Source organism: Enterobacter cloacae complex sp. 342H5 (assembly GCF_050030905.1).
GTDB lineage: Bacteria > Pseudomonadota > Gammaproteobacteria > Enterobacterales > Enterobacteriaceae > Enterobacter > Enterobacter intestinihominis.
On sequence record NZ_JBLGVB010000001.1, the window covers coordinates 529,074 to 543,253 of the forward strand.

9 protein-coding genes, 1 tRNA gene and 6 pseudogenes are annotated in these 14,180 nt (G+C 55.6%); 13 read left to right on the forward strand and 3 right to left on the reverse strand.

Annotated features, from left to right (window positions below; translation table 11 throughout):
- The first annotated feature begins 4 nt into the window (after positions 1-4).
- The 3 genes from yagF to ACQG03_RS02575 all read left to right on the forward strand — a co-directional run bounded on the left by yagF (position 5) and on the right by ACQG03_RS02575 (position 5,203).
- The gene (gene yagF / locus ACQG03_RS02565; RefSeq protein ID WP_063163202.1) at positions 5-1,972 is read left to right on the forward strand and encodes a xylonate dehydratase YagF; all 1,968 of its coding nucleotides are present in this window, start codon (positions 5-7) and stop codon (positions 1,970-1,972) included.
- A gap of 226 nt (positions 1,973-2,198) precedes the next feature.
- The gene (locus ACQG03_RS02570; protein WP_023299198.1) at positions 2,199-3,581 is read left to right on the forward strand and encodes an MFS transporter; all 1,383 of its coding nucleotides are present in this window, start codon (positions 2,199-2,201) and stop codon (positions 3,579-3,581) included.
- Between the two features lie 11 nt (positions 3,582-3,592).
- Positions 3,593-5,203, forward strand: a complete 1,611-nt coding sequence (locus ACQG03_RS02575; protein WP_063163201.1) for a glycoside hydrolase family 43 protein — start codon at positions 3,593-3,595, stop codon at positions 5,201-5,203.
- On the opposite strand, the gene xynR is transcribed toward ACQG03_RS02575, so the two are convergent.
- The 3 genes from xynR to argL all read right to left on the reverse strand — a co-directional run bounded on the left by xynR (position 5,188) and on the right by argL (position 7,365).
- Positions 5,188-5,949: a DNA-binding transcriptional repressor XynR gene (gene xynR, locus ACQG03_RS02580; protein ID WP_063163233.1), complete on the reverse strand. Its 762-nt coding sequence runs from the start codon at positions 5,947-5,949 to the stop codon at positions 5,188-5,190. The two genes, ACQG03_RS02575 and xynR, sit on opposite strands and share 16 nt — an antisense overlap.
- Positions 5,950-6,295: 346 nt before the next feature.
- Entirely contained in the window at positions 6,296-7,300 is a 1,005-nt protein-coding gene (argF, locus tag ACQG03_RS02585; protein WP_032625248.1) for an ornithine carbamoyltransferase, read from the reverse strand.
- Positions 7,270-7,365, reverse strand: a complete 96-nt coding sequence (gene argL, locus ACQG03_RS02590; protein WP_213083700.1) for a putative translational regulatory protein ArgL — start codon at positions 7,363-7,365, stop codon at positions 7,270-7,272. The genes argF and argL overlap by 31 nt, the downstream gene beginning before the upstream one ends.
- A gap of 99 nt (positions 7,366-7,464) precedes the next feature.
- On the opposite strand from argL, the gene rraB reads away from it, so the two are divergent.
- The 10 genes and pseudogenes from rraB to ACQG03_RS02640 all read left to right on the forward strand — a co-directional run bounded on the left by rraB (position 7,465) and on the right by ACQG03_RS02640 (position 13,966).
- Entirely contained in the window at positions 7,465-7,890 is a 426-nt protein-coding gene (gene rraB, locus ACQG03_RS02595) for a ribonuclease E inhibitor RraB (protein ID WP_017694625.1), read from the forward strand.
- A gap of 46 nt (positions 7,891-7,936) precedes the next feature.
- Positions 7,937-8,695, forward strand: coding sequence for a tRNA isopentenyl-2-thiomethyl-A-37 hydroxylase MiaE (miaE, locus tag ACQG03_RS02600; RefSeq protein WP_022646893.1), 759 nt, complete (start codon positions 7,937-7,939; stop codon positions 8,693-8,695).
- 30 nt (positions 8,696-8,725) lie between these two features.
- Entirely contained in the window at positions 8,726-9,448 is a 723-nt protein-coding gene (locus tag ACQG03_RS02605; protein ID WP_063163200.1) for a hypothetical protein, read from the forward strand.
- A 106-nt stretch (positions 9,449-9,554) separates the two neighbouring features.
- Positions 9,555-9,639, forward strand: a tRNA-Leu gene (locus tag ACQG03_RS02610).
- Positions 9,640-9,828: 189 nt separating this feature from the next.
- Positions 9,829-10,794, forward strand: a pseudogene (locus ACQG03_RS02615) (tyrosine-type recombinase/integrase); the annotation flags it as partial.
- Positions 10,795-10,856: 62 nt separating this feature from the next.
- Positions 10,857-12,011 (forward strand): annotated as a pseudogene (locus tag ACQG03_RS02620) (IS3 family transposase).
- Positions 12,012-12,039: 28 nt separating this feature from the next.
- Positions 12,040-12,330: pseudogene (locus ACQG03_RS02625) on the forward strand (tyrosine-type recombinase/integrase); the annotation flags it as partial.
- A 111-nt stretch (positions 12,331-12,441) separates the two neighbouring features.
- Positions 12,442-13,252 (forward strand): annotated as a pseudogene (locus tag ACQG03_RS02630) (DUF6387 family protein).
- 165 nt (positions 13,253-13,417) lie between these two features.
- Positions 13,418-13,676 (forward strand): annotated as a pseudogene (locus ACQG03_RS02635) (helix-turn-helix transcriptional regulator).
- Positions 13,651-13,966 (forward strand): annotated as a pseudogene (locus tag ACQG03_RS02640) (hypothetical protein). The pseudogenes ACQG03_RS02635 and ACQG03_RS02640 overlap by 26 nt, the downstream one beginning before the upstream one ends.
- Positions 13,967-14,180 lie beyond the last annotated feature (214 nt).

The window sequence follows — 14,180 nt, forward strand, 5'->3', positions numbered from 1 at the left end:
AACGATGACCATTGAGAAAATTTTCACCCCACAGGACGACGCGTTTTATGCCGTCATTACCCACGCAGCGGGGCCGCAGGGCGCGCTGCCGCTGACCCCGCAAATGCTGATGGAATCCCCCAGCGGCAACCTGTTCGGCATGACGCAGAACGCCGGGATGGGCTGGGACGCTAACAAGCTGACCGGCAAAGAGGTGCTGATTATCGGTACTCAGGGCGGCATCCGCGCCGGAGACGGACGCCCGGTTGCGCTGGGCTACCACACCGGGCACTGGGAAATCGGCATGCAGATGCAGGCGGCGGCGAAGGAGATCACGCGCAACGGCGGGATCCCGTTTGCGGCCTTCGTCAGCGATCCGTGCGACGGGCGCTCGCAGGGCACGCACGGCATGTTTGATTCCCTGCCGTACCGCAACGACGCGGCGATCGTCTTTCGCCGCCTGATCCGCTCCCTGCCGACGCGCCGGGCGGTGATCGGCGTGGCAACCTGCGATAAAGGGCTGCCCGCTACCATGATTGCGCTGGCCGCGATGCACGATCTGCCGACCATTCTGGTGCCAGGCGGGGCGACGCTGCCGCCGACCATGGGGGAAGATGCGGGCAAGGTGCAGACCATCGGCGCGCGCTTTGCCAACCATGAACTCTCCTTGCAGGAGGCCGCCGAGCTGGGCTGTCGCGCCTGCGCGTCGCCGGGCGGCGGGTGTCAGTTCCTCGGTACGGCGGGCACCTCGCAGGTGGTCGCGGAAGCGCTGGGTCTGGCGTTGCCGCACTCCGCGCTGGCGCCGTCCGGACAGGTGGTGTGGCTGGAGATCGCCCGCCAGTCGGCGCGGGCGGTGAACGAGCTGGATAACCGCGGCATCACCACGCGCGATATCCTTACCGATAAAGCTATTGAAAACGCGATGGTGATCCACGCGGCGTTCGGCGGCTCCACCAATTTACTGCTGCACATTCCGGCCATCGCCCACGCGGCGGGCTGCACGATCCCGGACGTTGAACACTGGACGCGCGTCAACCGCAGGGTGCCGCGCCTGGTGAGCGTGCTGCCCAACGGCCCGGACTATCACCCGACCGTGCGTGCGTTCCTCGCGGGCGGCGTGCCGGAAGTCATGCTCCACCTGCGCGATCTCGGCCTGCTGCACCTGGATGCCATGACCGTCACCGGCCAGACGGTGGGCGAGAACCTCGACTGGTGGCAGAGCTCGGAGCGCCGTAAGCGCTTCCGCCAGTGCCTGCGCGAGCAGGACGGCGTGGAGCCGGATGACGTGATCCTGCCGCCGGAAAAAGCAAAAGCGAAAGGGCTGACCTCGACGGTCTGCTTCCCGACGGGCAACATTGCGCCGGAAGGATCGGTGATCAAGGCCACGGCGATCGACCCGTCGGTCGTCGGTGAAGATGGCGTTTACCGCCACACCGGCCGGGTGCGGGTGTTTGTCTCGGAGGCGCAGGCGATCAGGGCCATCAAGCGGGAAGAGATTGAGCAGGGCGATATCATGGTGGTGATCGGCGGTGGACCGTCCGGCACCGGCATGGAGGAGACCTACCAGCTCACCTCCGCGCTGAAGCACATCTCGTGGGGCAAAACGGTGTCGTTAATCACCGATGCGCGCTTCTCGGGCGTGTCGACGGGCGCCTGCTTCGGCCACGTGTCGCCGGAGGCGCTGGCGGGCGGGCCGATAGGCAAGCTGCGCGATAACGACATCATTGAGATTGCGGTGGACCGCCTGACATTAACAGGCAGCGTAAACTTTATCGGTACTGCGGACAACCCGCTGACGCCGGAAGAGGGCGCGCGCGAGCTGGCACGGCGGCAGGTGCATCCGGACCTGCACGCTCACGACTTTTTGCCGGACGATACCCGGCTGTGGGCGGCATTACAGTCCGTGAGCGGCGGCACCTGGAAAGGCTGTATTTATGACACCGATAAAATCATTGAGGTAATTAACGCCGGTAAAAAAGCGCTCGGTATTTAATTATTTTGTGAGAGAAAATCGTCTGCGGAAAATAGTCCGCGGGCGGTTTTTGCGTGTCTGCAATTTACTAATTTAAACAATAAGTTGCGATATATCGTTGACGTCACAAAAGCGAAATAACGTAATTCAGAAATAAGATATGAGCATTGCTGGTTAATTGAACAGCTCATTACACTCCATTAACACGATGTTGTAATTCAGCACACTACATAAGGGTGTAATTCTGATGACGCAATTAACCATGAAAGACAAAATTGGCTACGGGCTGGGTGACACCGCCTGCGGCTTCGTCTGGCAGGCCACGATGTTCCTGCTGGCCTATTTCTACACCGACGTGTTTGGCCTCTCCGCGGGCATTATGGGGACGCTGTTTTTAGTCTCCCGCGTGCTCGACGCCGTGACCGACCCGCTGATGGGGCTGCTGGTAGACCGCACCCGCACGCGGCATGGCCAGTTTCGCCCGTTCCTGCTGTGGGGCGCCATCCCGTTCGGCATCGTCTGCATGCTGACCTTCTACACGCCGGACTTCTCCGCGCAGGGCAAAATCATCTACGCCTGCGTGACCTATATTCTGCTGACTCTGGTCTATACCTTCGTTAACGTCCCGTACTGCGCCATGCCGGGCGTCATTACCGCCGACCCGAAAGAGCGTCACGCCCTGCAGTCCTGGCGCTTCTTCCTGGCAGCGGCGGGGTCGCTCGCCATCAGCGGCATCGCGCTGCCGCTGGTCAGCATCATTGGCAAAGGCAACGAGCAGGTGGGTTATTTCGGCGCCATGTGCGTGCTGGGCCTGAGCGGCGTGGTGCTGCTCTACGTCTGCTTCTTTACCACCAAAGAGCGCTACACCTTTGAGGTGCAGCCGGGTTCGTCGGTGGCGAAAGACCTTAAGCTGCTGCTGGGCAACAGCCAGTGGCGCATCATGTGTGCCTTCAAGATGATGGCGACCTGCTCCAACGTGGTGCGCGGCGGGGCGACGCTCTACTTCGTGAAATACGTGATGGATCACCCGGAGATGGCGACCCAGTTTTTACTCTACGGCAGCCTCGCCACCATGTTCGGCTCGCTCTGCTCCTCCCGCCTGCTGGGCCGCTTCGACCGCGTTACCGCCTTCAAGTGGATCATCGTCGCTTACTCGCTGATTAGCCTGCTGATTTTCGTCACCCCGGCGGAGCACATCGCGCTGATTTTTGCCCTCAACATTCTGTTCCTGTTCGTCTTTAACACCACCACGCCGCTGCAGTGGCTGATGGCCTCTGACGTGGTGGATTACGAGGAGAGCCGTAGCGGTCGCCGCCTCGACGGGCTGGTGTTCTCCACCTACCTGTTCAGCCTGAAGATTGGCCTGGCGATTGGCGGGGCGGTGGTGGGCTGGATCCTGGCGTACGTGAACTACTCCGCCAGCAGCAGCGTGCAGCCGGTCGAGGTGCTGACCACCATCAAAATTCTGTTCTGCGTGGTGCCGGTGGTGCTCTACGCGGGCATGTTCATCATGCTTTCGTTCTACAAGCTCACCGACGCCCGCGTGGAGGCCATCAGCCAGCAGCTGATCAAGCACCGCGCGTCGCAGGGCGAGGCCGTTCCCGACGCCGCGACAGCCGCATCCCATTAACCGGAGGCATTATGGAAATCACTAACCCGATCCTGACCGGCTTCAACCCGGACCCGTCCCTGTGCCGTCAGGGCGAGGACTACTACATCGCCACCTCGACCTTCGAGTGGTTCCCGGGCGTGCGCATCTACCACTCCCGCGATCTGAAAAACTGGTCGCTGGTCAGCACCCCGCTGGACCGCGTGTCGATGCTGGACATGAAGGGCAACCCGGACTCCGGCGGCATCTGGGCACCGTGCCTGAGCTACGCCGACGGGAGGTTCTGGCTGCTCTACACCGACGTGAAGATTGTCGACTCGCCGTGGAAAAACGGCCTCAATTTTCTCGTCACCGCGCCGTCCATCGAGGGGCCGTGGAGCGAGCCGATCCCGATGGGCAACGGCGGGTTTGACCCGTCCCTGTTCCACGACGACGATGGCCGCAAATACTACCTCTACCGCCCGTGGGGGCCGCGCCACCACAGCAACCCGCACAACACCATCGTGATGCAGGAGTTTGATTCGCAGACTGGCACGCTCTCGCCCGAGCGCAAAACGCTGTTTACCGGCACGCCGCTCTGCTACACCGAAGGGGCGCATCTTTATCGCCACGCGGGATGGTACTACCTGATGGTTGCCGAGGGCGGCACCAGCTACGAGCACGCCGTCGTGGTGCTGCGCGCAAAAACCATCGACGGGCCGTACGAGCTGCACCCGGACGTGACGATGATGACCAGCTGGCACCTGCCGGAGAACCCGCTGCAAAAGAGCGGCCACGGCTCGCTGCTGCAAACCCACACCGGGGAGTGGTATATGGCCTACCTCACCAGCCGCCCGCTGCGCCTGCCCGGCGTGCCGCTGCTGGCTTCCGGCGGGCGCGGCTACTGCCCGCTGGGGCGCGAGACCGGCATCGCCCGCATTGAATGGCGCGACGGCTGGCCTTACGTGGAAGGCGGCAGGCACGCGCAGCTTACCGTGAAAGGCCCGCAGATGGCGGAGCAGCCTGTAGCCGTTCCGGGCATCTGGCGGGAGGACTTCGACGGCAGCACGCTTGACCCGGAACTGCAGACCCTGCGCATTCCGTTCGACGATACCCTCGGCTCGCTTACCGCCCGCCCGGGCTACTTACGGCTCTACGGCAACGACTCGCTCAACTCGACATTCACCCAGTCGACCGTGGCGCGCCGCTGGCAGCATTTCACCTTCCGGGCCGAGACGCGGATGCAGTTCTCGCCGGTCCACTTCCAGCAGAGCGCGGGGCTGACCTGCTACTACAACAGCAAAAACTGGAGCTACTGCTTTGTGGACTACGATGAGGGGCAGGGGAGAACGATTAAGGTGATCCAGCTTGACCACAACGTGCCGTCGTGGCCGCTGCACGAGCAGCCCATTCCCGTGCCGGAGAGTGCGGAGAGCGTATGGCTCCGGGTGGATGTGGATAGGCTGGTCTACCGCTACAGCTACTCGTTCGACGGCGAGACGTGGCACACCGTGCCGGTGACGTATGAGGCGTGGAAGCTGTCGGATGACTACATCGGCGGGCGCGGCTTCTTTACCGGCGCGTTTGTGGGGCTGCACTGCGAGGACATCAGCGGCGACGGCTGCCACGCGGACTTCGACTACTTCACCTACGAGCCGGTATAGCCCAGTGCGCGTGAGAGCGCGAGCCCGGCCTGCTGAAGCTGCTCGCGGAAATTAGCCAGCTCGGCGTCGTCCACGCGCGAGGTCAGGGTCGACAGGCTCAGGGCGGCAATCACGCGGGATTCGTGGTTCCACACCGGCACCGCCACGCAACGCACGCCCTGCTCGTTCTCTTCGCTGTCCAGGGCATAGCCCTGCTCGCGGGTCTGCGCCAGAGCGGCCATTAATGCTTCGCGAGAGGCGAGGGTAGCGGGCGTAAAGGTGGTGTACTGATAGCCCTCCAGCAGGGTGTTCAGCTCGGCCTCGCCCAGCCAGGCAATCAACACTTTGCCGATGGCGGTGGCGTGAACCGGCAGGCGGCGGCCGATGCGCGAATAGGCTATGGCGGCCAGCTTGCCTTCAATCTTCTCGATATAGACCCCTTCACGACCGTCCAGGATCCCCAGATGGGTGGTCTGCCCGGTCCGCTGGGACAGCTCCGTCAGCCAGCCTTTCGCCTTCTGGCGAATATCGATGGAGCCCACGACGAAATGACCGCGCTCAACCAGCTTCATGCCGAGGCGATATTTGCCGTTCTCCGGGTTCTGATCGATATAGCCGTGAAGCTGGAGGGTTTTCAGCAGCGAGTGAAGGGTACTCTTGCTCAGCCCCATCAGTTTGCTGATGTCGGTGATCTTAAGCTCGGTGGCCTGCTCGTTGAACAGGTCGAGGATCTGCAACGCACGTTCAACAGACTGAATAATCGGCATAATGCTGGCATGTCCACGCTGGAATGAAGGCGAAAACGTACCTTTTTCGGGGTGAAAAATCAATGAAATGGCGCCGGTGTTCTCCCTCTCCCCGTGGGAGAGGGCCGGGGTGAAGGCATCAGGCCGCATCGTCGCCTGATTCGCCCGGCGGCGCTACGCTTGCACGGGCCTACGGGTTGTGTTTTCTCCCTCTCCCTGTGGGAGAGGGACGGGGTGAGGGCATCAGGCCGCATCGTCGCCTGATTCGCCCGGCGGCGCTGCGCTTGCACGGGCCTACGGGCTGGGTGTTCTCCCTCTCCCCGTGGGAGAGGGCCGGGGTGAGGGCACCAGACCGCAGAGGAGTCAATCACTCCCCAAGCGTCGCCACCATCACCGCCTTAATCGTATGCATCCGGTTTTCCGCCTGGTCGAAGACGATACTCGCCGCCGACTCAAACACCTCGTCCGTCACTTCCATCCCGCCGTGCAGGTCGAACTCCTTCGCCATCTGCTTGCCGAGCGTAGTCTGGTCGTCATGGAACGCCGGCAGACAGTGCAGGAACTTCACGTTCGGGTTGCCGGTCAGCGCCATCATCTGCGCGTTCACCTGATACCCGCGCAGCAGCGCTATCCGCTCCGCCCACTTCTCCTTGGCTTCGCCCATCGACACCCACACGTCGGTATAGATAAAGTCCGCGCCCTTCACGCCCGCCGCCACGTCTTCCGTCAGGGTGATTTTCCCGCCGTGCTTTTCCGCCAGCGCGCTGCACTCCGCCACCAGGCTCTCTTCCGGCCAGCAGGCTTTCGGGGCCACCAGGCGTAGATCCAGCCCGGTCAGCGCCGCCGCTTCCAGCATCGAGTTGCCCATGTTGTTGCGCGCGTCGCCCGCGTAGACCAGCGTCATCTCGTTAAACGCCTTGCCCGGCAGGTGCTCCTGCATGGTCAGCAGGTCAGCCAGCAGCTGCGTTGGGTGGAACTCGTTGGTCAGCCCGTTCCACACCGGCACGCCCGCGTACTGCGCCAGCGTCTCGACGACTTCCTGGCCGTGGCCGCGGTACTGAATGCCGTCGTACATCCGCCCGAGCACGCGTGCGGTATCCTTAATTGACTCTTTATGCCCAATCTGGCTGCCGCTCGGCCCTAACCAGGTAACGCGTGCGCCCTGGTCAAATGCGGCAACTTCGAAAGAGCAACGTGTACGGGTCGAGTCTTTTTCGAAGATGAGCGCGATGTTTTTGCCAGTAAGCTTTTGTACTTCCTTGCCATTTTTTTTATCGGCTTTGAGCTGTGCGGCAAGGGTCAGCAGAGAAGTGAACTGTGCAGGGGTAAAGTCGAGCAATTTCAGAAAGTGTTTCTTGTACAGATCAGACATTTTATCCTCGCATGGCGAACGCCACTTATTGAATTAAAATTCACTTTATATGTGTAATTATTCATTTGCAACCCCGTTTCACAAATCTTTCCAACAAAGGTGGAGGCAAACCCGTCCGTGTGTGAAAATAGAAGTATCTGCCGCACTTTAAAGAGGATTGACCCATGGCAAACCCGGAATTACTGGAAGAGCAACGCGAAGAGACGCGTCTGATTATTGAAGAACTGCTGGAAGACGGTAGCGATCCGGACGCGCTGTACACCATCGAACACCATTTCTCTGCGGATGACTTCGAGGCGCTGGAAAAAATGGCCGTGGAAGCCTTCAAGCTGGGTTACGAAGTGACCGAGCCGGAAGAGCTGGAAGTGGAAGAGGGCGACACCGTCATCTGCTGCGACATCCTGAGCGAAGGCGCGCTGAAGGCGGAGCTGATCGACGCGCAGGTAGAACAGCTGATGAACCTGGCCGAGAAGTTTGAAGTGGAATACGACGGCTGGGGAACCTACTTCGAAGATCCGAACGGTGAAGACGGCGAAGAAGGCGACGACGAAGATTACGTCGACGAAGACGACGACGGCGTGCGTCACTAAGCGTTTCAGGCGGTGGCGCTCGCCACCGCTTTTTCAAGGCAGAACCATGGATTACCCGCAGATACTCGCCCCCGTACTCAACTTCCTCCAGTGCCCGACCCCGCAAGCATGGATTGATAAAGCCCGCGACCCGGCGAACCTGCCGTTGCTGCTCACCGACCACATGGTGTGCGAGCTCAAGGCCGCCCAAACTGCGCTATTACTCGTGCGTAAATACGTCGCCGACGAAAGCGGTGCCGATGCGCTGCTCGACTGGCTCAAGCCCTACGAACAGTTCACCTTCCGCGACGGCCCGGAGCCGGACTTCATCGCCCTGCACAGGCAGATTGGCAAAAGCGTGATGCCCAAAACCGACGACCCGTGGGGCCAGGCGCTCATCGACAGCATGGTGCTGCTGATTAAAGAGGAGCTGCACCACTTCTGGCAGGTGCGCGAAGCGATGCTGGCCCGCGACATTCCGTACGTCAAAATCACCGCCAGCCGCTATGCCAAAGGGATGCTGAAGGAAGTGCGCACCCACGAGCCGCTGACGCTAATCGACAAGCTCATCTGCGGCGCCTACATCGAAGCCCGCTCCTGCGAACGCTTCGCCGCGCTGGCCCCGTTCCTCGACGACGACCTGCAGAAGTTCTATCTCTCGCTGCTGCGCTCGGAAGCGCGCCATTATCAGGACTACCTGACGCTGGCCCAGCAGGTGAGCGACGACGATATCTCACCGCGCATACAGCTTTTTGGCGAAATTGAAGCCACACTTATCTCGACACCGGACCACGAGTTTCGCTTCCACAGCGGCGTGCCGGTGTAACCCGGCATAACTCAAGGATAAGGATGCGAGATGAATAAAAAGTGGACCCGTATTGTGATTATCGTCATTGCGGCTGCCTCCGTGGCGTTCTGGGTGTTTTTCGACAGGCAGCGCGCTCCGGAACGGCAGATGGATAACGCCCTCAACGAGATGCCCGCCTGGCAGGTGATTAAGGAGCAGGAGCCCGCGCTGCATCAGCGCATCCTCGACCAGATGGCTGCCCTGCAAAAAGCGGGCGAGCCGGAGCAGCAGATTATCGACACCATCCAGCCGCAGATCCTGCATCTGCAGATGTCGCGCCTGCAAAACGCCCCGGACGCCAACGTGGTGAACTACATGACCATCAACATGGAGCAGACCGCCGCCATCCAGAAGGTGAGCGACGACGCCTGCTTCCGCTTCCTCTACCCGATGGTGAAGGGCGGCATCAACCCGATGCGCATGCTGGATAAAGATTTGATGGCGCGGCGCATGCAGGCCGATGCGGACATGATGCGCGCGGCCTACGGCAAAAACCGCCACACCGTGACCCAAGCCGAGCGTGAGGCGGCCGTCGAGGATGTCCGACCGATTATGAAGCAACTTGCCGATCAGTACGGCGAGGACATCCAGCTGCTGCAGATGCCGGAGAAGGCGGCGGGCAAAGAGAAGCTCTCCTGCGATATGGTGCAGGAGATGTGGGCAAAGGTGCTGGCGCTGCCGGAGCAGAAGGCGGCGAGGGTGATTCGGCTGGCGGTGTCTGAGCTGGAGTGACAAAGGGCGCTGGTTTTTTGGACACTTAGCGCGGGTTTAGCGCGTCGTCGCTTGCATGGCGGCGCGCGACAGGTATAATCCACAACGTTTCCGCATCCCCTTCAGTGCCGAAGTGGCGAAATCGGTAGACGCAGTTGATTCAAAATCAACCGTAGAAATACGTGCCGGTTCGAGTCCGGCCTTCGGCACCATACAAAGCTTTTTTCAAGTCTACTAACGTCTACTTTAGTACATAAAAACAGTAAGTTAAGCAGGTTTCTGACTTGGCTTAGTCTGTTCACGTCTACTCAATTCCTTGAACATATACCAACCGATGATGGTATAACTGATGGTATTCCCGGTTCGATCGATTTTGGTACCAACACTGGAGGTATCAACTGATGGCTCTCACCGATATCAAAGTTAGGACTACCAAGCCCTCCGACAAACCTTTCAAACTCACAGATGGGCAGGGTATGCACCTGCTGATCAACCCCAATGGTTCAAAATACTGGCGACTTCAATACCGTTTCGATGGCAAACAAAAAGTTTTAGCATTGGGTGTTTATCCAATGGTCTCTCTTGGTGAAGCTCGCAGGAAACGAGATGAGGCTAAAAAGTTGGTATCTGATGGTATCGACCCTTCCGAGAAGAAAAAGGCAGACAAGATCGAGCAGAGCGAAGCTCTTACTTTTGAATCTGTTGCCAGGGACTGGCATAAGGCTTGTAAAAGGAAATGGTCAGATTCCCATAGCGAGAGAGTTCTAAAAAGCATGGAAGATGGTCTCTTTACTGCTATTGGTAAAAGAAAAATATCCGAGCTTAGTACCAGAGATCTTCTTGCCCCTATCAAGGCTGTTGAAGCTTCTGGGCGACTGGAAGTTGCTTCCCGCCTACAGCAAAGAACAACGGCAGTGATGCGATATGCTGTCCAGAACGGGCTGATAGATTACAACCCTGCTCAAGAGATGGCAGGAGCTATTGCGGTAGCAAAAAGAACCCACCGACCGGCATTACCGTTTGATCGCTTCTCTGAACTCCTGGAGCGAATTGAAATATTCAAAGGTAGAAAGCTCACGAAGTTAGCCGTAAAGCTTACATTGCTCATTTTCATTCGTTCGAGTGAACTCAGGTTTGCTCGTTGGTCAGAGATAGATTTCGACAATGCCATGTGGACTATTCCTGCAGAGCGAGAGCCATTACCCGGAGTGAAACATTCGCATCGTGGTTCGAAAATGCGAACTCCACACCTTGTTCCTTTGAGTTGTCAGGCATTGTCTGTGTTGATGGAAATTAAAGAGATCAGCGGTGACCATGAACTCGTGTTCATTGGCGACCATGATTTCAGAAAGCCCATGAGTGAAAATGATCCTACCCACGAATAGTGGACACACGACTAAGTGAGTAAACTCTTAACCAGAGGTGACTCATGACAAAACCAGCATCAACCAGTAAGAAGCCCCGCAAACAGTACACGCCTGAATTCCGCAACGAAGCCCTGAAGCTTGCGGAACGTATCGGTGTTGCTGCTGCTGCTGCCCGGGAACTCAGCCTGTACGAATCCCAGCTCTACGCATGGCGCAGTAAGATTAACAATGCCCGCAGCTCTTCCGAACGTGAGCAGGAAATGTCCGTTGAAATTGCCCGTCTTAAGCGCCAACTGGCGGAACAGGCAGAGGAGCTGGCCATTCTCCAAAAGGCCGCGACATACTTCGCGAAGCGCCTGAAATGAAGTATGTCTTTATTGAAAAACATCGGGCTGAGTTCAGCGTCAAAGCCATATGCCGGGTACTGCGGGTCGCCCGTAGCGGCTGGTATGCGCTGGCGTCTGCGTCGTCAGCAGATAACACCACGTCAGCAGTTCCGGCTCGTCTGTGATACTGCTGTCCGTCAGGCATTCACTGAGGCAAAACAGCGTTATGGTGCGCCTCGTCTCGCTGACGAACTGCCTGAGTACAACGTCAAAACCATTGCCGCCAGCCTGCGGCGTCAGGGGCTTCGCGCAAAAGCGGCCCGGAAGTTCAGCCCGGTCCGATACCGCGAACATGGCCTGCCGGTGTCTGAAAATCTGCTGAAACAGGATTTTTACGCGAGTGGCCCGAATCAGAAGTGGGCGGGTGACATCACGTACTTGCGCACGGACGAAGGCTGGTTGTACCTGGCGGTGGTCATTGACCTGTGGTCCCGTGCTGTCATCGGCTGGTCGATGTCGTCGCGGATGACAGCGCAGCTGGCCTGCGATGCGCTACAGATGGCACTCTGGCGACGTAAGCGCCCGGAAAATGTCATCGTGCATACGGACAGAGGCGGGCAGTACTGTTCGGCAGACTATCTGGCGTTACTGAAGCGGCATAATCTGCACGGTAGCATGAGTGCCAAAGGATGTTGTTACGACAATGCCTGCGCGGAAAGCTTCTTCCACTCGCTGAAGGTGGAATGTATCCACGGGGAACGCCTTATCAGCCGGGAAATCATGCGGATGACGGTGTTTAATTATATCGAGTGTGATTACAATCGGTGGCGCCGACACAGTGCCTGTGGCGGACTCAGTCCCGAACAATTTGAAAACCAGAACCTCGCTTAGGGCCGTGTCCACATTACGTGGGTAGGATCAAAATACGGTAAACAAGGCTTTGAGGTCTATGGGCTATGACACAACCGTGGAGGTCTGTGGACATGGATTCAGAGCTATGGCTTGTAGTGCTTTAATTGAATCCGGTTTGTGGTCGAAAGATGCTGTTGAACGGCAAATGAGCCATCAGGAGCGGAACTCAGTTCGTGCTGCCTACATACATAAAGCAGAGCACCTTGATGAGAGAAAGCTTATGTTGCAGTGGTGGGCCGATTACCTTGACCTCCTTAGAATACGACAAGTTTCACCATTTGATTTTAAAAAGAATTAACTATGATTAAGTAGTTAATTAATCGTTCTCCCTTATCAACCTTGTTAAGGGAGAATTAATTCAAATAAGCAGTGTTAACTCATTCAAGCTTTGAATACAGTGGAGGGATAAATGAAAGTAGTAAGCCCTTATGAAGAATTAAAAAGCTGGTTTAGTCTCGAAAACTATGAGCAATTAAAATCACTTACAATCAAAGAACTGCATACTGAGCTTGCCTTTAGAGAAGCGATTTTCGACAGTGTAAATTTTGGATGGGAAGATGATAATCAAAATTTAAGGTCTATCCTTGAAGGTAATCCTATTTTAAGCAGACAAGATAACAATCATGGTCATTTTGGCAAGGGCCAAAGACATGTTGCGCAGGTTAGCTTTGGTGATATAAAAAAATTAGAGAACAAGTTAATAATGTTTAGCATGGATTTTTTTAAAGAAAATGGCGATTTCAAAAAAGAGTTGAAAAAGAAACCAATAACAAAAAAGGATGAGAGACTTTTTTCTTAACCAAAATAGCAGCAAGATGTATGTTTCATTTGATTTAGGAATGTCCAGCGATGAAGAAATTATAACAGCCTTACAAACGATGCTACCCATTCTCAGGAAAGAATATGAAATTGAGCCAGTCAAAACAGAAAAAATTGGACTGGCAAAGATAAGAAAACTTGTCGATTACAATATTATCCCAATGATGGATCTATTGATTTGGGCAAAATTTAAAAAAGTAAAAATCTCAAATATGGTCTTGTCTCGTGTCTTGTATCCCGACTTTACAAGTGAGATTAGAGGAGAAGATCACATTAAAGATACAGACAGGCCAGTTGCAGAGAAGTCATTCAATGGAGAAACAACCCGTAGTCTCGAATACTTTATCAGTAAAAACAGCCATCTCCTCAACATACCGATTTCTGAACTCGGCTCTTTCTAGTTGTAAATCATCATGTTAATTGTCAAGGGGAGGGCGTAATATTTTTCTTCCCCGGAATTTCCTTTCATTCTTCCCTCATCTAACTTTTCAGTTATCAGCATTCCCTTCATAGATACAAATCTGTATGGCTAATATCTCCGTAACGGAAACGCAGGAGACAGCCAAATGAATACAATCAATCAAAACTCAATTCGTTTACCAGAAGTCTTGAAACGAACTGGTTTCGGCAAAGCCTGGATCTGCGTATCGTCTGATCAGTGAAGGTCGGTTTCCAGCACCCGTTAAGATCGGTGTTCGTGCCGTTGCTTTTGTTGAGAGTGAAGTTGACGAGTGGATTCAATCAGTTATCGAAGCAAGCAGAATTAAAAGTCGCTTAATTAAACCTGGGAGAGATTTTTATGAATATAGAAGAATTTATGAATGAAGAAAACCATATGTGCAATTTAGGCGAGGATCTTTTTTCGGAAGATCTTCGAACCCGGAGCAATTTATGATTTGCCGAATAGCGATTTTAATAAAGAAATCATTTACTGGCTCAGTCAGTATCTTGTCGGAAATTTGAGACAACCTTTAGACGCGATCTCTGAGCTTGATATTTTCGAGCAGTTTTATGTTTACGAGACATGGTTCTCGCTAATTAAATGCCCTGATGAAATTAGAAATTTATCGAAACGGATAATTCGATATCAGATTGGGCTGAAAATTCTTTTGTAAAAATGTAAAGTTTGGTCCCATATTTTGGCTTAAAACCTTACAAAATAACTTACATTATTTTGGTTGCCGTTTATTAGCAAGGCAGTGAGATTGTTTTCGAAGTATTAGGTGTACATAATATTAACTAGATCTACCAGATGATAATTTGACAAGAATAATCGTCTATCTCACTGTTTTAATCTAAATAAATATCTTAATCGGTCCAAATAAATTT

Coding starts and splice junctions, on each gene's coding strand:
- argF (WP_032625248.1), bottom strand. CDS start 7,300: ATGTCTGATCTGTACAAGAAACACTTTCTGAAATTGCTCGACTTTACC.
- ACQG03_RS02605 (WP_063163200.1), top strand. CDS start 8,726: ATGAATAAAAAGTGGACCCGTATTGTGATTATCGTCATTGCGGCTGCC.
- ACQG03_RS02570 (WP_023299198.1), top strand. CDS start 2,199: ATGACGCAATTAACCATGAAAGACAAAATTGGCTACGGGCTGGGTGAC.
- xynR (WP_063163233.1), bottom strand. CDS start 5,949: ATGCCGATTATTCAGTCTGTTGAACGTGCGTTGCAGATCCTCGACCTG.
- yagF (WP_063163202.1), top strand. CDS start 5: ATGACCATTGAGAAAATTTTCACCCCACAGGACGACGCGTTTTATGCC.
- rraB (WP_017694625.1), top strand. CDS start 7,465: ATGGCAAACCCGGAATTACTGGAAGAGCAACGCGAAGAGACGCGTCTG.
- argL (WP_213083700.1), bottom strand. CDS start 7,365: ATGAATAATTACACATATAAAGTGAATTTTAATTCAATAAGTGGCGTT.
- miaE (WP_022646893.1), top strand. CDS start 7,937: ATGGATTACCCGCAGATACTCGCCCCCGTACTCAACTTCCTCCAGTGC.
- ACQG03_RS02575 (WP_063163201.1), top strand. CDS start 3,593: ATGGAAATCACTAACCCGATCCTGACCGGCTTCAACCCGGACCCGTCC.